16 protein-coding genes are annotated in these 18368 nt (G+C 69.7%); 2 read left to right on the top strand and 14 right to left on the bottom strand.

Features of this window, described 5'->3' with window-relative positions; all coding sequences use genetic code 11:
- The first annotated feature begins 68 nt into the window (after positions 1 to 68).
- On the top strand, positions 69 to 200 hold the full coding sequence (locus ACGFQ9_RS34890) for a suppressor of fused domain protein (protein WP_393579622.1): 132 nt from the start codon (positions 69 to 71) through the stop codon (positions 198 to 200).
- A gap of 120 nt (positions 201 to 320) precedes the next feature.
- Here the strand turns inward: ACGFQ9_RS34890 and ACGFQ9_RS34885 are convergent, their stop codons facing one another.
- Positions 321 to 1763: a serine/threonine-protein kinase gene (locus ACGFQ9_RS34885; protein WP_393579561.1), complete on the bottom strand. Its 1443-nt coding sequence runs from the start codon at positions 1761 to 1763 to the stop codon at positions 321 to 323.
- 867 nt (positions 1764 to 2630) lie between these two features.
- On the bottom strand, positions 2631 to 3032 hold the full coding sequence (locus ACGFQ9_RS34880) for a hypothetical protein (RefSeq protein WP_393579560.1): 402 nt from the start codon (positions 3030 to 3032) through the stop codon (positions 2631 to 2633).
- 85 nt (positions 3033 to 3117) lie between these two features.
- On the opposite strand from ACGFQ9_RS34880, the gene ACGFQ9_RS34875 reads away from it, so the two are divergent.
- Positions 3118 to 3486: a hypothetical protein gene (locus tag ACGFQ9_RS34875; RefSeq protein WP_393579558.1), complete on the top strand. Its 369-nt coding sequence runs from the start codon at positions 3118 to 3120 to the stop codon at positions 3484 to 3486.
- 48 nt (positions 3487 to 3534) lie between these two features.
- On the opposite strand, the gene ACGFQ9_RS34870 is transcribed toward ACGFQ9_RS34875, so the two are convergent.
- The 12 genes from ACGFQ9_RS34870 to ACGFQ9_RS34815 all read right to left on the bottom strand — a co-directional run bounded on the left by ACGFQ9_RS34870 (position 3535) and on the right by ACGFQ9_RS34815 (position 18310).
- The gene (locus ACGFQ9_RS34870; protein WP_393579557.1) at positions 3535 to 4689 is read right to left on the bottom strand and encodes a C40 family peptidase; all 1155 of its coding nucleotides are present in this window, start codon (positions 4687 to 4689) and stop codon (positions 3535 to 3537) included.
- The gene (locus tag ACGFQ9_RS34865; protein WP_393579556.1) at positions 4686 to 7169 is read right to left on the bottom strand and encodes a hypothetical protein; all 2484 of its coding nucleotides are present in this window, start codon (positions 7167 to 7169) and stop codon (positions 4686 to 4688) included. The genes ACGFQ9_RS34870 and ACGFQ9_RS34865 overlap by 4 nt, the downstream gene beginning before the upstream one ends.
- Positions 7166 to 9709, bottom strand: coding sequence for an ATP-binding protein (locus ACGFQ9_RS34860; RefSeq protein ID WP_393579555.1), 2544 nt, complete (start codon positions 9707 to 9709; stop codon positions 7166 to 7168). The genes ACGFQ9_RS34865 and ACGFQ9_RS34860 overlap by 4 nt, the downstream gene beginning before the upstream one ends.
- Positions 9710 to 9723: 14 nt before the next feature.
- Positions 9724 to 10341, bottom strand: a complete 618-nt coding sequence (locus ACGFQ9_RS34855) for a hypothetical protein (protein ID WP_393579553.1) — start codon at positions 10339 to 10341, stop codon at positions 9724 to 9726.
- Entirely contained in the window at positions 10338 to 10625 is a 288-nt protein-coding gene (locus ACGFQ9_RS34850) for a hypothetical protein (protein WP_393579552.1), read from the bottom strand. Before ACGFQ9_RS34850 ends, ACGFQ9_RS34855 begins: the two co-directional genes overlap by 4 nt.
- Before the next feature lie 13 nt (positions 10626 to 10638).
- Positions 10639 to 11751, bottom strand: a complete 1113-nt coding sequence (locus ACGFQ9_RS34845; protein ID WP_393579551.1) for a conjugal transfer protein — start codon at positions 11749 to 11751, stop codon at positions 10639 to 10641.
- A complete protein-coding gene (locus tag ACGFQ9_RS34840; protein ID WP_393579550.1) occupies positions 11748 to 12014 on the bottom strand; it encodes a hypothetical protein in 267 nt (88 codons plus the stop codon). Before ACGFQ9_RS34840 ends, ACGFQ9_RS34845 begins: the two co-directional genes overlap by 4 nt.
- Positions 12015 to 12064: 50 nt before the next feature.
- Entirely contained in the window at positions 12065 to 12958 is an 894-nt protein-coding gene (locus tag ACGFQ9_RS34835; protein WP_393579549.1) for a hypothetical protein, read from the bottom strand.
- A gap of 471 nt (positions 12959 to 13429) precedes the next feature.
- Positions 13430 to 15103, bottom strand: coding sequence for a DUF2637 domain-containing protein (locus ACGFQ9_RS34830; protein ID WP_393579547.1), 1674 nt, complete (start codon positions 15101 to 15103; stop codon positions 13430 to 13432).
- Positions 15104 to 15240: 137 nt separating this feature from the next.
- Positions 15241 to 16284 (bottom strand): ParB/RepB/Spo0J family partition protein, encoded by a 1044-nt coding sequence (locus ACGFQ9_RS34825; protein WP_393579545.1) that lies wholly within the window; start codon positions 16282 to 16284, stop codon positions 15241 to 15243.
- Positions 16281 to 17435 (bottom strand): ParA family protein, encoded by a 1155-nt coding sequence (locus ACGFQ9_RS34820; RefSeq protein ID WP_393579543.1) that lies wholly within the window; start codon positions 17433 to 17435, stop codon positions 16281 to 16283. Before ACGFQ9_RS34820 ends, ACGFQ9_RS34825 begins: the two co-directional genes overlap by 4 nt.
- Positions 17436 to 17626: 191 nt before the next feature.
- A complete protein-coding gene (locus ACGFQ9_RS34815) occupies positions 17627 to 18310 on the bottom strand; it encodes a restriction endonuclease (RefSeq protein WP_393579541.1) in 684 nt (227 codons plus the stop codon).
- Positions 18311 to 18368 lie beyond the last annotated feature (58 nt).

The following is an 18368-nucleotide window of genomic DNA, read 5'->3' as shown; positions in this document are numbered from 1 at the left end:
CAAGACGTCCTCAGCCGACTGGACGCCCTCGCCGACACGAGCACCGAACTACGGGCGTCCATGAACGCATCCTTTGGGCCCTTCCGGTCACCGCAGCCGAGATGGAATACCGTCGCGAGCACGGCCACGAAGCCCTTGGACAGCTCTTCGACGAGCACGCGATCGTCCCGACCGATCCAAGGCGGCCGTCCATCGCCTGAACCTTGCGGGCACAAGCGGAAGCCGGGGAGCCCTCCAGCGCCTTCAAAACGCGTCGACATGTTGAGGCTCAGTGATCACCGATTGCTGCCCAAAGTCATCGACAAACGCTGTCCGCGCCTTCATGAACGAAGCCAAGGGTTTCGGGCTTCGAATTCGGGAAGCAGCGGGTCCAGGGTGTCGAACGCCTCCTCCACCGCGTATGCGAGCAGCTCGGCCCTCTCTGCGGTGACGTGGCCGCGTTCGGCAGTGGGCGGGACCAGGCCGTCTGCCTTCATGAGGGTCTGCCGGTACTGGGCCCGCTGGAACGGGTCGGCGATCAGGCTGATCCGGTGATGCAGCGCCCCGAGTTCGTGGAGGGCGTCGTCGGCTGTGCGCTCAGGTTCACGCCGTAGAAAGTCCTCGAAGAGTGATTCCAGCAGGTCGGCCCGGTTGCGGAGGTCGGCTAGGCTCTCCCTGCTGATCGCTGCACGCTGCTCGTGTGTCGTGGGATAGACGGCGTCCGTCGCGGCGATGAGATCGGAGATCGGCTGATCCCTCCAAGTGTCATGATGCCTACGGATCTCTTCTTTCAGGAAGAAGTAGCGGTTGCCGATGTCTACGAGTTCCGCGAGGAGTTCGGGCCGGGGTGCGGGCGGCTGGTAGACGGCCGTGAGGTCTTCGGCTGGGGCCGGGATGTTCCACTGGCCGCTCGGGATTATCCCGGCGGGACCCATGGGTGCTGCCCGGGTGTAGACGAGGGTGGGGAAGACGCGAGTGCCCTCGGGTCCGGTGAGTGCCGCGAGCCGGTCGGCCAGGTCGCAGGCAAGAGGCCGGTCGGCGGGGTTTTTCGCCAGGGCGGCGACCACGGGGGAGAGCAGATCGTCGGGGACTTCTTCCAGGTCGGGAGCCTGGCTGAGGATGCGGTGTTCTATGCCGGTCGGCGTTCCGAACGGGTGCTTTCCTGCGGCGGCGTAGGCGGTGAGGATGCCCCAGGCGAACAGGTCCGTGGCGGTGACCGTCTCGCCCTTGGAGAGCTGTTCGGGGGCCATCCAGCCGGGTGTGCCGGTGGTCATGCGGGTGGCGGTGACGGCGGTGGCGTCGAGGTGGTGGGCGATACCGAAGTCCAGGACGCGGGGGCCGTCAGCGGCGAGGATGACGTTCTGCGGCTTGAGGTCGCGGTGGGCGATGCCTGCTGCGTGGATGCACGCGAGGGCGTGTGCGGTGGCGGCTGCGAAGGTGTTCAGGTTGGGGCCGGTCAGGGGGCCGTACTGGCGGATGTAGGTGTCGAGGGTGGGACCCGGCGCGTAGGGGGTGACCAGCCAGGGTTGTTCCGCGGCTGTGTCGGAGTCCAGGAGAGGTAGGAGGTAGGGGCCGGTAACCTTGGCGAGAGCGGCGACTTCGCGGGCGAAGCGACGGCGGGAGTCGGGGTCGGCGGCTATCGCATCGTGCATGACCTTCACGGCCACGGGATGCCCGCCCGGCGCGTACGCGAAGTAGACGCTGCCCATGCCGCCCCGGCCGATGCGGTGCAAGGGCTCGTAGGGGCCGATACGGTCCGGGACACCGGAACCTGCGCTGCTCAACGGAGTGCTTCTTTCTGTGTGCTTGCGTTGGGGGAAGAGACTGGGCGGGCGCATTTCGGGCACACCTAGCCAGTTCTTCTACTCGGCCGGCATCGCCGTGGACAGATGTCGGTGCTGGCTCAGGCGGGAAGCTGCCGGATCTTGGTGCGGGCTTCCTTGAGTTGCCGTTTGACCTCGCGCCAGCCGTCGTGATGCCTGCGCACCGGCAACTCCTCGACCTGCGCGCACACCTCCTCCCACAGATCGCGAGCCTTCTCCTCCTGCGAGCGCAGGTCACGGAGAGCCTGCTCCGAGGAGGATTCTTTCCAGGCCGTGGCTATCGCCTTGCCGACGAACCCGAAGAACTGGCGCGTACTGGTGAACTGCGGCTGCTCCTCTGGGTCGTCGTGGACGGTGAGCTTCGGGTCGGAGAACAGGGCAGTTTCGGATCGCTTGGCTGCGATGCGGTCGCGGTAGGCGAGGACGATCCGGTTGATGTCGGCCTCGAAGGGTGGCGAGGTCTTCGGGGTAGCCCTCTCCGACGGTCAGGGCCTCTCGGATGCCCTTCAAGGTGTCGGGCAGCGGCGTGTTCATGAGCGGGGTCCTTTCGGGACAGTCTTAGCGTCCGCTGACGCGCAGGTACGGCTTGAGGAACAGGCGGATCTTGATACCGCGCGGGGTGACGCTGATCTTCGGGGCGAACTTCGGCAGCAGTCGGTACCGGATGCGGGGCATGGGGCGGGCTTTCTGGGAGGGAGGCGGTAGGGGGTACAGCTGGGCGGCCGTTTACAGGCCGGGGAGCAGCCAGAGGCGGTACAGCGGTGGATGTTATTGCTGAAATCGGGTCAACGTCTCCTCGTCTCACGGCTCGGCCAGCCGCGCCGCAAGCTACGGGGCCGACAAGAGGGAGGCGTCGGCGTACGAGGTGTCGGGCTGCGGCGGCATCGGTTCGCCTGCCGCCCCGACGCAGTACGCGGAGAACACCTTCGGCTCGCGCAACGGGATGCTGGTGCGGGCCCAGCCGCGCAGGGTCCCCCGGTCGTTCTCCTCTGCGGTGTGCAGGACGATCCCGCCGACGGTGTCGGCGGTCAGGGCGACTCCGATGATGGCTGCGGCCGGGGTCGGGTCCTCGTGGAATCCGAAGCCGATGCCGTCGCTGGTCCACGAGGTGCCCGCCGCCTGGTTGTCGCCGTCCAGGTGGGCGCTGACGACGAGGTGGTGGTGGCCGGGCCCTGCTCCGGTGACGAGCGCGAGGACCAGTTCGGCGGAGCGGGCGTTGGCATCGGCCATGGCCCGCTCGACGGCCTCGGGGCTTCAGGATGCTTTGGCAGGGCAGGGGCAGTGCCTTCACGACGTTCGTGCCGTTGATCTCGTCATGAGGAAAGCGATCTACATGACTGCGGCTGCACTTCTGCTGGTCGGTACGGCTCCGGCGTACGCGAGCGGTGGAGCCGACAAAGGGCCGGTGGGCGTCGGCGTGATCGGCGAGGGTCTGAAGGTGAAGGAGGTACGAGCCACTCTGACTGGCTGGTACCCGGGCGCCCGGGCCGAGACCTTCGTGCTGCGGGGCGGTAAGCGAGTCCAGACGGTGGGGGCCTGGAAGGCAAGCGAGTCAGTGCAGCATGGGGGGCACAAGTTCGAGATCGCGGCCTGGCCAGTGGGCAAGTCGTTCCGGCACGGAGACCGGATCTGCTCCAGGTTCGAGCACCGCAGCGAGCGCCCCTGCGTCACCATTCAGCGCTGACCGTCTCCGCCGTGCCCGCCGCCCTGGAGGGAGGCGGGCACGGCTGCGTCAGCCAACGATGCGCCGGATGACGAGGATCTCACCCATGTACTCCTGCTTCGAGACCTCGACGACCCTGCCCGGCTTGGGCGAGTGAACAACGTAGCCGTACCCGATCGCCATGGACACGTGCTCGGGTGCGGCAGCGGTACCACGGGAGAACAGCAGGTCTCCTGGCTGAACCTGACCGATGGGGACGCCCCGGCCGTCATGAATCTGCGTGTACGTGGTTCGGGTGATCTCTTCGCCGGCGACGCCGTAGGCACGTTGTGTCAGGGACGAGCAGTCGCACCGTTCAGAGGGGTTGGGGCCGTGCGGGTTGGTGCAGCTGCCGCCCAGTTGGTACGGCGTACCAAGCTGTCCGAGCGCCCACTGGATCGCGGTGCGGACTTCCATGGGGGCGGCCTGCGGGATTTGGTAGCCCTCGGGCAGAGTGCCTGGCGGGATGTTTCCGAAGTCGGCGTCGGGCTGGCTGTTGCACCCTGCGGAGCTGAAGCCCCAGCCGAGAGCCGGCGGACCCGGGGCCGGCCCCGCAGGTGCGGCGCCCAGTGAGGGGGCGATTGCCTGCTGGAGTGCGGTGGAGAGAGGCTCGTGCTTGGCGTAGGCGTCGGGGAAGCCGCTTCTTTGGACCTTCTGCGCGGCCACTGTGAGCGGCATCTGTTCCCAGTCCTTTATGTTCACGAGCCCGTCGTAGAACTTGGTGCTGGAGTAGACGGGGTCCATGATCTGCTCGCGGGTTCCCCAGCCCTGAGAGGGCCGTTGCTGGAACAGGCCCAGTGAGTCGCGGTCGCCGTAGTCGAGGTTGATCAGGGTGGACTCCTGGAGGGCGGTGGCCAGGGCGATGACCTGGCCGCGGGCTGGCACCCGCTTTTGGATGCCGGTTGCAACGATGACCTTCGCGTTGGGGATCTGCTTCTCGGGCTGGGAGAGGCCGGGCACCTTCACGTCGCCGCTGCCGGCCAGCATCTCCTTGACCTTGCGGGCGATGTCGGCGGATTCCGGGTCCAGTCCGGGCTGGCCGCCGGTCGGGCAGTGGGCTGCGGCGGCCTCGGCCTCGCTCTGCCCAAGGCCGGCAACGTGGGCGCCGATCGCGGCGAGCAGGACGAGTCCCAGCCCGAGCAGTCCGGCGACGCCGGCCAGCCACCCCTTGATCCCCTTCTTCATGAACCGCCCCGCTGGCGGCGACGCCGGTTCAGTTCCCACTGCTCGTTACGGCTGAGGGACGCGTCGCTCGGCCGCCGCGGCGTCACGTCGGTGACACGGCCCGTACTGGGCTGGCGCTGGTTGCCACGGTCCAGACGCTGCCGGAGCTGCTGCTGGCGCGGCGAGGCCGCCGGCTGCGTAGGTACCGGGTGGCGGGGCTGGGCCCGCCGACTCGTTGCCTGCCCTGCCTGCTCGTTGGGCTGGTTCGGAACGGTGGTCGCCTGGCTGTTGCTGGTGGTCAGGTTCGTTGCCTGTCCTCCAGGCCGCCGGTTCGGAACGGTGACCGCCTGGCTGCTGGTTGCGGGGGTGCGCGCCGGGCCTCCCGGCACCTGGTTCGCCGGGGTGCTGGCAGGGTTGGGCGGCTGAGCGGGCTGGTTCGGCGGCTGGACAGGCTGCGGAGTTGCGGCCGGTGTCTGGTTTGGGGTGCCGGCGTTGCCCGGCTGGGGCTGGGGCTGGGGCTGGGGCTGGGGCTGGGGCTGGGGCTGGGGCTGGGGCTGCGGCTGGGGCTGCGGCTGCGGCTGCGGCTGGTGGCCTGCGGGCCTGGCCGGTTGACTGCCGCCCCTCCGGCTCCCGGACTGGAGTCGGTTGGCCAGAGCGACTGTGCTGACGTTGGAGGAGCCTGCGTAGCCGAGCGCGGCAATCGGGTTGCCCGAGACGACAGCAACGCCGACCATCGCGGTGCGCACCGCCCCGCGGGTGATGGTGCGGCCGATGTTGTGGTTCTTCGCAACCGGGGTGGAGGCGGGGGTGAAGACCGAACCGTTGGTCCCGCCGATACGCGCGGCGGACATCTTGGCACGGAAGTTCGCCGCGACCTGCCTGGACCTGGCCTTGAGTGCCTTGCGCTTCTTGACAGCACCGATGCACACGATGTCCACGGCGAGGAACCGCAGCGTGAGTTCAGTACCCCCGCCCTCCTGCACGGGGTCGAGGACTGCCTGGATGATCAGAATGAGAACTGCGAGGCCGAGGACCGAGGCGAGCAGTTGGCCAAGAGAGTGCAGGACGGACGCCGCCCAATCCCAGAGGAAGGCGCGTCCGGCTCCCGGAACGACACCGGCGACCAGCGCCGGCTCGGCACGTACGGCGTCCCAGGCGATCCGGCACTGGGCGACGAGGAAGGACCCGGCCAGCCCAGTGATCAGGACGGTCACGATGAGGGCGGCGATGAGGAGGAAGATCGCTCCGCCGACCTTGTCCATCGAGGCTCGCTTGGCCGCCTGTACGTCGCCCTGAACGCACTGCTTCTCGAACTCCTGCATCGGAGGGTTGCCGAAGTGATCGGACGCCCACTGCGTGGCGAAGTCCAGCGCCCATTCCGGGCCCTTGCCGAGGGGGTTGAAATAGCTCTGGAAGCGGCTGAACTTCTGCAGCCGCCCCGTCTGCTCGTCCAACGCACGCTCGTAGGCGAGCTGAGAGAGTTTGGCGTCGGAGTACTTCTTCGAGCAATCGCCTTCGAAGACCTGTCCGTACTGCAGCAGCATGGCCGGCTTGACGATGAAGGCACTGGTCAGTGCGTCTGTCAGCGGACGGGACAGCGACTTCTCGCTGGCTGACCGATCATCTTCAGCGTCCTTGGCGAGCTCGCTGGGGTTGGCGTTGAGGATGACGGCGGCGACTTCGAGGGCCATGCCGCGAGTGGCGGCGATGGCACCGTCCCGCTCGCCCAGCAGGAGCTCCGGGGGCGAGGAGAGCAGCGTGGCCGTGAGTGCGGCGATCAGGATGGACAGGGCGGCATCGCCCCATCCCTTGGCCCGATCCCCGAAGAAGATGCGGGCGACGGTCACCAGGGCACACACCGACAGGAACAGGCTCGGTAGGCCCATCTGCAGGATGACCTGCGTGTGCAGGGAGTTGGCAGCGGATAGGACAGGTGTGAGGAGCAGCTTGGCGAGGCCGAAGCTGAGGGACCAGCCGATGAGCCAGCAGCAGAACGCAATGACCCATTTAGTGATCATGAAGCAGAGTTCTGCGATGAGGTTCTGGATGCCCAGGTCCCAGTCGGTCAGGCCTCCGGTGTCGCTCTTGACCGTGTAGGCCGAGATCGGCAGGTTGTTGGCGTCGGTGACGTTGAAGACGGACAGGATGCCGCCCTCGTTGGGCAGGAGCTTGCGCAGGCGCTCCTCCTGATCCCTGAGATAGGACTGCTTCATGGCGTCCGAGACACGCCTGTTGAGGTCCTCAAGGATCCTTTCGATCTCGGCGAGCTCCTCCGGGGTGGGCGTGCGCGTACCGGGTGTGGTGGGCCCAAGAGGGTTGGTCGGCGGCGGGCTGGTGGGAGTCGGAGTCGGGGTTGCCGATGGGCTCGGCTCGGCGAGGGCCGGCAGCGAGGTGAGCATGGTGAAGGCGGTGGCAGCGAGGGCCGCGACGAGCAGGGCGAGGCGCAGGCGGGCCGCGCCGAGCAGGCGCAGCCGCTTCCACGGGGCGCGAGCGGTCATCATGCCGCTGCCTGCTGGCTGGTCGGGGTGGTGTGGATGACGCGCTCGATCGCCCGGTCCATCGGGATGAGGACGCGCATGAGGCCGATGCGGCCGGCCAGGTCGCGGTAGAGGCACTCGCCGGCGCGGGCACGGCGCTGGTCCTCGGGCAGGCCGAGCGGTGAGAGGCCGCCGGTGACCAGGTCCAGGAGGTCGGTGTCGGTGGAGTCCACGCCGAGGAACTCCAGGGAGCGGGCGGCCAGGGTGCGGCTGGTCTGCCGGAAGACGAACCGGTGCGGGATGAGGCCGCGGACGATGGCGCCCTTCTCGCTGTCGGCAGGGCCGATGTCGTCGGCGTCGTGGCTGCCGACGTACGCGGCGGCGTTGCGCTTGCGGCCGTCGCGCAGCAGTTCCAGGAGCAGCTCAAGGCCTTCGTCGCTGGAGGTGAGCCACCAGCATTCGTCGAAGACGGTGACCGCGAATTCGTCTCGGCTGCGCATCGCGGTTTCGCGGGAGACCGCGGCGATCAGGTACATCAGGGCCCGGCCCAGGATCTTCTCGAACTCCAGGCGCTGGATGCGGTGCTCGGAGGCGAGCTCGGATTTCTTCGGCAGCTGCAGCGCGCTGACGAGGAAGACGACGCTGTCGGCGCGCTGGGTGTCAATGACCGGCAGCGTCTCGTCGAACACGACCCGGGCCAGGTCCTTGCGGGCGACCGCGGCGAGTTTGCGGGCCAGGCCGTGGGCCGCCGCGTCGTCGGCGCCGCGCGCGGTGAGTTCGTCCATCAGAGCGCGCATCGACGGATCGGGCCGGGTGAGGACGGCCTGGACGGCTTCGGACAGGGCGACGCCTTCGAGATCCATCGGCCGGACCCCGAGCAGCAGGGTGAGGAAGGACTCGGTGAAGCGGGCTGCGACCTGGGGGCTGTTCTTCACGTAGAGGCGCAGGGGGTCGAGGGAGACCTCGGCGGTGTGGTCGATGCGGATCAGCTGGGTGGTGCCTGGGCATGCCTGGGCGAAGCGGGCCCATTCCTGATCGGTGGTGCGGTCGACGATGACGGCGCGGCCGCGGCTGCCGGGCCGGCCGAGCTGGTGGCCACGGGCGAGGACGTTGTAGACGGCGCCTTTCATGCCGACGGACTTTCCGGCTCCGAGCTCACCGAGCCAGGCCATCGATGCGCTGGCGTTCTCACGGGGGCCGCGTGCGGGGTCGATGAGGACGGGGCGGGCGCCGCCGGAGGCGACCTGCAGGCCGTAGAGGCCGCCGCGTTCGTCGCCGAGCTGGGATCCGCACCAGGGCATGGCCATCGCGAAGTCGCGGGCGAGGAGGATCTGCGCGTAGCTGGTCATGACGCGGGGGGTGCGGCAGCCGGGCAGCATGGCCTGCCAGAGGCTGGTCTGCTCTCCGGCGGGCCGGGAGAAGGTGTAGTCGGTGGAGCCGAAGTCGGAGGCGAGGGCGGCGGCGCGGTCCATGGCGTCGTCGGGGCTGTTGCCCCACACGGCGAGGGTGATCATGGCGCGGATCTCGACCTCGCGCCGGTTGGCGGTGATCCGCTCGTGGTACTCCTCGTTGTCGGCCTGGTTGCGGGCGACGGCAGCGGGCGGGCCGGCCGGGTCGCCCTCGTATTCGGCGGCCTGGGCCTTGAGGTGCCGGGCCCGCTTGCGGATCTTCGGTTCGGCCTTCGAGCCGGGGACGATGACGAGCCGGGCGGTCCAGTCGACGGGGTAGGCGAGGTCGTCGAGCTGCTGGAGGTAGGCGGCTCCGGGCAGGGCGAACGCCTCGGGCATCTCCGAGAGGGCCAGGAGCGCCTGGTAGGAGTGGCCCCACTGGCTGGAGACCTGAAGGAAGCGACGGGCGAAAGGGTTGGCCGGCAGCGCGGGGCCGGCAGCAAAGTCGGTGCCGCCCTCAGCGACGAGGATCTCCCCCAGGGCCGCAACGTTCCGGCCGCGGCCGCGAACCGGTGCTTCGGTGCCATCCGGCAGGAACGGCTCGGCGAGCCCACGGCGCGCGCTGTGGCCGTAGATCCACAGGATCTCCGCCTCGGAGGCCGGGCGCATCGCCACACCGGAGGGCCACTGGGCCTGGATCCGCTGGGCCTGCTCCAGGCGCCGCCGTACTTCCGCGTCGGTGACGACGGCCGGCATCAGGCCCAGCTGTAGCGCAACTTCCGCCTTCGCCGCCCGGAACGCCGAACGCACCGCGTCCTGCTGGGACAGCGGGGGCAGCGGGAGCGCCAGCCAGTCGGTGCGGCCGGTCAGTTCCATGCTTTCCAGCCGGTCCAGTACGGCGTGCCCCAGGCTCTCGTAGCGGGGGGCGCGCTTGAGGTCGATGTCGTCGACCATGGCGCGGACCACGGCGGTCGGGTCGATCTGCGGGCACAGGCTCATGAGCATCGGCTCACCGGTGAGCGCCTTGAACAGGCCTTCCAGCGCCTTGAGGCGGCGGCGCTTGACGGCGGTCGGCGCGTGGCTGTAGTTCGTCGCGGTGACGCGCCAGACCGCCCAGACGGTGCCGTGGGTGGTGAAGATGAGGTTCCGCTGGACGTGCCGGATCGGCAGGCGCATCGTCAGTTCTCCAGTCAGTTACGGGGTGTGGGGGCGCGGCGGGCGAGCAGGGCTTGTACTCCCGACACCACCGGAGCGGCCGGGGCCGCAGGCTCGGCGGGTGCTGCGGGTGCTGCGGGGCCGGGCTGCGCCGGCTTCGGCCGGGCAGCGGCCCGCTTGGGATCGCGATCGTCCCCAGTGGCAGCGGCTTTGGCGGGCGGCTCGTTTGCGGGCAGGTGGATGCGGGTGTCGCCGCGTGTGGGCCGGGCCGGGTGGTAGGCCCGGCCGCGGAGCTGGCCGCGCTTTGGCGCGGCCAGCATCAGGGCGATGCTCAGCAGGGCGGCGGCCGGGTTGCGGCCGTCGATGTGGAGGTGGCGGAGCACGAACGCCACCACGAAGGGCATGCCGAGCAGGACCGCGGCGTCGAGCCAGCCGTGGCCGCCCCACAGCGGGCGGGTCAGGATCAGGGCGGCGACGGTGGAGACGATCCCGGCGAGCTGGGTGAGGGTGTACGGGCCGCCGGGCAGTCGGATCCCCCGGCCACCGTTGACGTCCCGGATCACCCCGTGGACCAGCGGTGCTCGCCGCGCCTTGGTGTAGCAGCGGCCGATCAGCTCGAAGTCCAGCTCGCCCGCGTCGGGGGACGCTGTCACTCGTCACCCCTGGGCGCATACTCGCCGCCCTGGTACTGGACGATGTCCTCCTGGGTCTTGTTCTTGAGGGTGGCCATGTTGGCGGACAGGCCCCAGACGATCGCCGCAAAGATGACGGCCATGATCGTCGGACCGGGCGACTTGGTTTTCCACCCGACCACGACGACGAAGACGCCGCAGAGGGTGGGAATGGCCACGTTGAAGATCAGGTCTTTGATGCCGTTGCCGAGGCCGGTTCCTGTCTGGATCCAGCCCTGGGCGAGCATGACGGAGTCGTTCAGCATGTCGGTGCTCCTTCTACGGGGTGTGGGTGGCGGCCGGGCTCGGCGAGCCGGAGACAACCGGTGCAGGGGTAGGGGGCCTTGAGGAGGTGGTGGGGGCGCCGTCGAGGCTGGCGATCTCCCACCGGCCGGCACGCGCCTTGAGGGTGAGCGCGTAGGTGAGCGGGAGCCGCACCCCGTCCTGGCCGGTGGCCCGCAGCGCAACGAGCAGGCGCAGGGTGCTGCCGTCGCCAGGGACGGAGACGACCGGTTCACCGCCGGTCTCGCCCTCGACAGCGAGCTGGTCCACCGCTACGCCCGAGTACGGAGCCGGGGACGGCGCGGCCAGTCGGATACCGGGGGCGAGGTAGCGGTCGAGCTCGGCCCCGGCCTTGGTGAGGTAGGCGCTCAGGAAGCTCGTGACGGCCTGGGTACGCGGGTCGGACGGCAGCGCCGGGCGCATCGCCCCATAGACCAGCTCCGGAGTCTTGGCCCGCTCGGGGGCGGCGACCTCGGCCGGCATCGACAGCGCCGTGTACGCGGTTGCTCCCCCGGCGCCAGGCGCGGTGGCCACGGGCACCTGGAAGTAGCGCACCGCGTCCGCTGCCGGAGACGGGGAGGCGCCCGGCTGCGTGGACGGAGGCGCCGACGGCTGCGCGCCGGGAACGCGGGCCGCGACCGTGACCGCCCAGACGGCGGTGTCGGTCTGGCGGAGCCGGACGACGGTCAGCTGCTCGCCCCGGTGCTGGCCGGAGACGCCGTCGAGCTGCATGCTGGCAGCCAGCGGGTAGTAAGCGGCGAGCTTGGGCTCGTCGCCGCGCCCGGCGGACAGGTAGGCGGAGACGAAGAGCGTCGCGAAGCCGGCCGCGCCCTGGCCGCCGCTGGCAGAGGGTGCGGACGGGGCGGCCTTCGGTGCCGGGGCCGCGGAGGTGGTGGGCACGGACAGGTAGGCGAGCGCGCCCAGGAACGGTCCGAGGAGGATGAGGCCCCAGACGGTCCAGCGCAGCAGCGCGGCCGAGTTGGCCTGGGCGCCGGTCGACCAGCCACCGACCCAGCCGGCGCTCTGCTCGGCCTCCGGCTCCTGGACGTCCGCGGGCTGCGGGTCCGCCGGTGCGGCCAGCGTTCGGAGTCCGGTGCGTACGGGGCTCATGCCGTGCCTCCGGCCGAGCGCAGGGTGTGGCCGGCCAGCTCCTCGATCCGGCTGCGGAGTTCCGCTTCCGGGCGGCGGCGCAGCGTGGCGAGTGAGGCGAGGACCGGCTCGGCGTCCTCGTCGAGGAAGGCGCGGAGCCTCTCGTGGGTGCCGGTGTCGAAGGGGTGGGCAACAAGAGCGGCCCCGAGGTGGATGAGCAGACGCTGGGCGCGGGTGACGCGCTCCTCGTCCGCGTCCAGCGACGTCGCGGCGGGTGTGGTCAAGACGCATCTCCAAAGGGGGGAGCGGACGGTGGCCGGGGCGGTGGTCCAGGTCATGCCGCGGCCTCGGGCTGGAGGGATGCTTTGAGGCGGGCCAGGGTCCGGGAGCGGCGGCGCTGCCAGGCGCTGGCCGTGGTCCCGGCGCGGGCAGCGGCCTCGGCGTCCGGGATGCCACCGCTGATGTGGCGCCAGGCCAGTGCCTGAGCCTCGGCAGTGGACAGGGCGCGATCGCGGACCGCGTCGAGGAGAAGCTCCAGGAGCTCCAGCCGGGCCGGGGCGGTCGCTGCGTCGTCGGCCGGGCCCGTATGGAGGCCGGCCTCGGCGGCGGCCGCCCGTACGGTCCGGGCGCGGGCGATCTCGTACGGGCCCGGCGCCGGGTCGGTCAGGTGCTCGGCAGCTGAGAGGTCCTCACCCGCCGGACTCTGCTCGGCGGCGAGCTCGGCCAGGACCTGGCGCAGGGTGTCCAGCGCGAGGTTGGCGGCGGGCCGGCCGGGGCGGAGGTGGATGCGGCCGGCGCGGGCGACTTCGTACAGGGCGGCCACAGTCACGTGACCGACGGCGTCACGGGTGCGGCCGCCGGTCGAGCGGACCTGTCCGCGAGTGATGCGGATGACCGCGGGGAGCATCGCCTGGACGATGACGCGGCCGGCGAAGGCGGCCGATCGGTCACGGCCGGCGGCGCGCCGGAGGAGGGCGCGCAGGACGGCATCGGTCAGCTCATCGGTCACACCGTCGGCGGCCGGACGGAGCGCGGCAAGGAGTTGGGCGGGCGTCAGAGAGCCGGCCCAGGAATCGGTCACGGCCGCGATGCCGTCGGTCAGGTGGCCATCGGTCACCCAGTCAGTCACCGCGTTCCGGAGCCCGGGGTCCGCGCACAGCGCGGCCCAGTCGGCATCCAGCCGGTCGAAGAACCCGCCGCCAGCGGCGGGGTGCGAAACGTCATGCACGGCACGTCTCCTCTCGGATCTCGTGCCGTACACACTCCTCAGACCGGCTTGCCCGAAGGCTTGCCCGAAGCCCTAAAAGCGCAGATGGGAGGCTTGCCCTCTAGCTGGGCAAGCCTCCCGTGACCGATTGGGCAAGCCTGGTAGGGGGTTGGGCAAGCCCCCTCGTGACCGGTCCGTGCAACTCTGGGCAAGCCTCCCCTGGGGGTGGGCAAGCCCCCGGTTTCGGGTACGCAGGCTTGCCCAGGCGGTGGGTGAGGCGGACGGGTGACCGGTGGCCGCGGATCGGTCATGACCGGTGACCGATGAGGCTCGGATCGGTCACCGGTCACCGGCCCCGGCATCGGTCACGGGCCGCCCCGGCCATCGGTCACGGGATCGGTCATGCCCCGATCGGTCACGGCCCACCAGCAGCCCAAGGCGGTCGGCAGCCGTGACCGATGACCGGTCACCGGGACCCGAGAGGGCGTTCGGTCAGCTGCTGGCGACGGAACGGAGGTGCGCCCGGCCCTGCTGCTTGCGCTGCTCCTCCCGGTGCCGCTGAGCATCGAGCACGCGACGCTGACCGGTCTTGGGCGAGACCCCCAGGCGACGGGCAACCTCGGCTCCCGACAGCCGCGCCCCTGTCTCCTCGGCCTCGGCCAGCCAGGAAGCCACCTGATCGATCTCGTGCTGGATCGGGTCCGCCTCGACCGATGATTCGCCGGTCTGCTGCCGGGGCACCCGTGCGGTCGCCTCACCAGACGCGGCCACGTCGGCCACCCAGCCCTGCACCTCCGCGCCTGCCGGCTCCCCGTGCACGGGCTGCTCGCCGGCCCGGCTGGCGGGTCCGGCCGGGCCGGCATCGGTCACAGAAGCCGTCGGCGCCGGGACCGATTCGGCAGGACGCGGCGCGGTATCGACCGGCGGCACCGACAGGCTGCGCAGGCTGACCGGTTCCCCGAAGAAGGGGTGCGGCCCTTCCGCCCCGGCCGGCTGCTCCTCGTACACCGGCGCCGGAACGGCCGACTCGTCGGTCACCGGGTCGTCGGTCACGGGCGCCTGTGCAGTCGGCGCGGCGGCCACGCGTGCGGCAGCTTCGAGTTCGGCCGCGCGGAGTTCGGCGAGTACCTGCTCCAGGAGGGCGTCAGGCAGAAGCCCGCCGGTGTCCTGGTCGGTCAGGCCGTAGTTCCGCGCGAGGAAGGCGGCGAACTGCTCCGCGGACGGGATGCGGCTGTACTGCGCCACGAAATCCCGCCCGGCCTGGGCCAGGTCGGCGAGAGCAAGCTCGGGCAGCTCCTCCCCGGCCTCGGGAGCCGCGGCCACGGGCTCGGTCGGTGATTCCGCTTCCGGAGCCGGCGCAGGGGCGTCGCCGCCAAGGGGTTGGGCGGCCACTGGTAGTTCGGGCGCGGGGGCTGCGGCCACCAGCTCGGGCTCCGGCAAGCGGGTGGGCTCAGGCTCGGCACGAGAGAGCAGCACCGGACTCAGGCCGGCTGCGGCCAGTCCCGCGGAGGCAGTTTGCGACAGCGGGACGCCGATCCGGGCGAGCCGCAGCGGCATCAGCGCCTCCACCGGGGCCTTCCGCCGCCAGGCCCGCCCGTAACGGGCCTGCAGGCGGGCCTGGTAGATCAGCCGGTCCTGCTCCATGCCGACCGCCTGCTCGTACGAGCGCAGCTCCCACAGCTTCATCCGGCGCCAGAGCTTGAAGGTGGGTACGGGGGACAGGATCCACCGGGTGATCCGGACGCCCTCCATGTGCCGGTCCGCGGTGATGTCCGCGATCCGGCCCACGGCGTGCCGGGCCGCCTCCACGGTGACCACGAACAGCACCGGGATGACGGCGTGCATGCCGGTGCCCAGCGGGTCCGGCCAGGCCGCCGCGCCGTTGAACGCGATGGTGGCGATCGTCAGCAGCCAGGCGGTCTGGCGCAGCAGCGGGAACGGGATCCGGATCCACGTCAGCAGCAGGTCCAGCGCGAGCAGCACACAGATGCCCGCGTCGATGCCGATCGGGAAGACCAGCGAGAAGTTGCCGAAGCCCTTCTTCAGCGCCAGCTCGCGGACCGCCGCGTACGAACCCGCAAAGCCGATTCCCGCGATGATGACCGCACCTGCGATCACCACACCGATGAGTAGCCGGTGGGTGCGCGTCAGCTGCACAGTTGGCACCTCCTTCGCATGCTGATCATGAGGTCTCGAATGATCGACTGTCCCATGCTTCTGATCTTCAATCGAGGGCATGGGTACAACAGGTGGTGCCCCGGGGCGATGGCCCGAGGCACCATTGGATGAGGTGGACTCCACGCCTAATCGACGAGGCGGGCAGCAAGGTCAAGGCGCTGGTCCTCGTCCAGCTGGGCGCGGAGCAGCTCGGCCAACTTGACCAGGTCAGGGAGCGGAGACCACAAGTGCATGGCGAGTGCCGGATGCGTGTCGGTATCGCTGGTCTCCCCCGAAGCGACGGTGATAACTGGGTTATCGGTCCCCTCGCGTGGCGCGGCCTCGCCGACGGCACTTGCCTGACGATCCGGGGTGATAACTGAGTTATCGGCCGCACCGCGGACCTCTCCGTTGCGCGGCTCCGGTACGGCCTGAGTGATAACTGAGTTATCACTCGGCTCCCGCTGCTCTCGCTTCTCGGCCTTCCGGCGGGCCGTCTCCTGAGCACGTTGGTCTGCGACGGCCTTCTGGTCTTCAGCGGGAAGGTCGGCCAAGCCCCGGACGTGGTTCACCTGTCGGCGGCCCGCCGCGAGGTCGGCCTGCAGCTCAGGTGTGAGACCCAGCAGCGACAGCTTCTGCGATACGTAAGCCTGTGACTTGCCGACCCGACGCGCTGCTTCCCGCTGGGAGCCATGGAGGTCCACCAGCAGCTTCAGAGCCTGCGCCGCCTCCAGGTCCGTGAAGTCCTTGCGCTGGGCGTTGGCAACGAAGGCCGCCTCCAGCAGGTTCTGGTCGGTCGTGGCGAGCGCGTCGTCCACGAAGACCTTCATCGTCTTGAGCCCGGCCTTCTCCGCTGCCAGCAGACGGCGGTGGCCGTCGACGACTACATACGTGGCCTCGCCGTCGAGCCTGCCTTCCATGTGCGGTCGATCGCGGAGGTACGCGTCGATGCTGGCGATCGTGATGGCCTGTACCTGGCCTACAGTCTGCAGGCTCTCCGCCAGTTCATCTACGTCACCGAGCTCCTCGCGAGGGTTCTCGGGGTTCGCGCTGATCTCTCGCAGCGGCAGTCGGGAAGGCACGCCATCGTTTCCGGTCACCCGGTCGATCATGCCTCGGCGAGCACTCCTGTCGCTCGCCACCCGTTCAAAGGTGTCAGCCCGACTAAGCAGTTCCTTCTTGCTGCTCATGAAAGCCTCCGCGCGATCGTGCGCATCATCTCGGACTGCTCGCAGTCCTCTGCGTAGACGAGGAGCGGCTGTTGCAGCCGGACGGCTTCCCGCTGCTCCTTCAGATCACCGACAACGGCGAGGAGCCTGGGGGTGTCCATCTTCTCCCAGCGCTCCAGGGACGAGGTCGCCACGAATCCGCGACGGCTCTCGTAGAGGTTGACCACGAAGCCCAGATAGTCGACCTCCAGCGCGAAATCCTCTTCCAGGGAGGAGATCTGCTCTTCCAGCATCCGGAATGCCTTCGCCGAGCTGTCTTCCGCCTGCACCGGGATGACCACGCCTGAAGTGTCCGCTGCCTCTCCGTCACGTCGCCGCGCGTAGTACAGAGCGTTGTCCATGGCCATGCCCAGGCTCGGAGGGCAGTCGATGATCACGACGTCGAACTGCTCCTCCACGGAACGGAGGGCCTTCTCCAGGGCGCTCTCCTTCGTGCGCAGCTTGGAGAGGGCCAGCATGGTGTCGAGCAGGAAGCCGTCCATACAGGTCGGCAGTACCACGAGCCGGCCGTCGAACTTCTTGTGCTCCAGCGGCACCAGGAGGTCCTGCAAGGGGCGGTCGTTCTCCCCCACCATGTGCTTCGCCAGGCTGTCGTGGTCCTTGTCGTTCGGGATCTCCTCCAGCCCGAGCTGCTCGGTGAGGTGCCCTTGCGGGTCGAAGTCGACCAGCAGTACGCGGTCGCCCGCTTCGGCCTTGGCCTGTGCCAGACCCGCCGCAATGGCTGTCTTGCCGACTCCTCCCTTCTGGTTGCAGACCACCAGGCGCTGGGGGATACCCGTGACTGGCCTGACCTTGGGCGAAGGATTGTCAGCGAGCCAGAGCTGAACGGCCTGAGACAGCCCCTGGACCAGTGGAAGGCCGCGCTGTCCACACACGTCGCGTACGGCAGACCACAAGCCGACCGGCAGGTGAGTGGAGAACGGGATGGCGCCGGTTGTGGACACCGGAGGCAGTGCCGACTCCGTGGACATCCACGACTGCAGTCCCTGAAGAACCGCGTCCTGGATGTCGCAACCGCGCTCTGCTGCCCGGACCTTCAAGTCCTGCCGCATCAGGGCCGGCAACTTGGAGACAACCTTCTCTCTGTCTCCAGCAGGGTTCTGAGTGCTCATGTGGCAACCTTACTAACTTTCGATGCTTGAAGTCACTCACGGTTCACGGCCGGTGTGTCGCGATGCCTCTGCCTCGGAATCAGCGCCAGGGCGCGGCCAGACGGACGCGAAACCCGTCGCACTGATCTGGGGCTCCGCGACGTGCGCCCTGTCGGCATGGCGCCGGACCGCCTCCATGCCGTCCGGCCTCACTACTGGCGACGGCGGAAGCGGGATCCACCGCCGCGTGGTGCAGGAAGGTGGGGGAGGAGATCCCAGAGTGGCTGGTGGCCGGAGGCCCACTGGTTCAGCGTGCGGCGGTCGACCAGGTGCAGTCGCTGACTCCGGGCGAACTGCACAGCCGGACCTGTGAACCGGCCATTGGTGACCAGGACGACCACGTCGCCTCCATGGACGGGGCGGCCGGTGCCGTTGAGGACGTGAAGGTCAGGTGTGCCGACTGCCGCCCCGGCCGCGCCGTCACGACGGTGCTTGCACTGGATGACCCATCGGCGGCCTTCGGGGTCGGTCCCCTTGACGTCGGCACCGTTGTCACCGGCGCCGCCCACCCGCACGGCATCGAGGGCACCGTCGCGGCGCATCAGGTCCCGTACGGCTTCCTCGAACTGGCTGTGATGCAGGCCGTCCAGGATGCGGATGTCCCAGCTATCCGGTCGTTGGCGCCGGGTGGCCCAGCCGGTGGCGCCTCGCCGCCCGGCCTTCATGAGCAGCAGCACCAGTGTTCCCACGGCCAGGGCCCCGACGGCAATGGCGGCGATGCTGGAGCTATGGAGCTCAAGCCACTGCCGGGCCTGTGGCACCAGGCCGCACACGAGCGCGGCCGCCACCAGGAGGCTGGCGATGTCGCTGCCGCGCCCTGTGTTGCGGCGGTGCACAGGGCGACGTCCGAGTCGTGGCCGTCGGCGGGCACTGGTACGAGCTGAGTTACGGCGT

Origin of the sequence: Streptomyces sp. NPDC048603, assembly GCF_043199475.1 — a bacterium.
In the GTDB taxonomy this organism is placed as follows: domain Bacteria; phylum Actinomycetota; class Actinomycetes; order Streptomycetales; family Streptomycetaceae; genus Streptomyces.
This window is presented reverse-complemented; position numbering and strand designations above follow the sequence as displayed.

What these genes read in the sequence shown, in the direction of transcription:
- ACGFQ9_RS34845 (WP_393579551.1), bottom strand. Translation starts at nt 11,751, where the DNA reads ATGAGCCCCGTACGCACCGGACTCCGAACGCTGGCCGCACCGGCGGAC.
- ACGFQ9_RS34865 (WP_393579556.1), bottom strand. Translation starts at nt 7,169, where the DNA reads ATGATGACCGCTCGCGCCCCGTGGAAGCGGCTGCGCCTGCTCGGCGCG.
- ACGFQ9_RS34870 (WP_393579557.1), bottom strand. Translation starts at nt 4,689, where the DNA reads ATGAAGAAGGGGATCAAGGGGTGGCTGGCCGGCGTCGCCGGACTGCTC.
- ACGFQ9_RS34825 (WP_393579545.1), bottom strand. Translation starts at nt 16,284, where the DNA reads ATGAGCAGCAAGAAGGAACTGCTTAGTCGGGCTGACACCTTTGAACGG.
- ACGFQ9_RS34860 (WP_393579555.1), bottom strand. Translation starts at nt 9,709, where the DNA reads ATGCGCCTGCCGATCCGGCACGTCCAGCGGAACCTCATCTTCACCACC.
- ACGFQ9_RS34850 (WP_393579552.1), bottom strand. Translation starts at nt 10,625, where the DNA reads ATGCTGAACGACTCCGTCATGCTCGCCCAGGGCTGGATCCAGACAGGA.
- ACGFQ9_RS34880 (WP_393579560.1), bottom strand. Translation starts at nt 3,032, where the DNA reads ATGGCCGATGCCAACGCCCGCTCCGCCGAACTGGTCCTCGCGCTCGTC.
- ACGFQ9_RS34875 (WP_393579558.1), top strand. Translation starts at nt 3,118, where the DNA reads ATGAGGAAAGCGATCTACATGACTGCGGCTGCACTTCTGCTGGTCGGT.
- ACGFQ9_RS34820 (WP_393579543.1), bottom strand. Translation starts at nt 17,435, where the DNA reads ATGAGCACTCAGAACCCTGCTGGAGACAGAGAGAAGGTTGTCTCCAAG.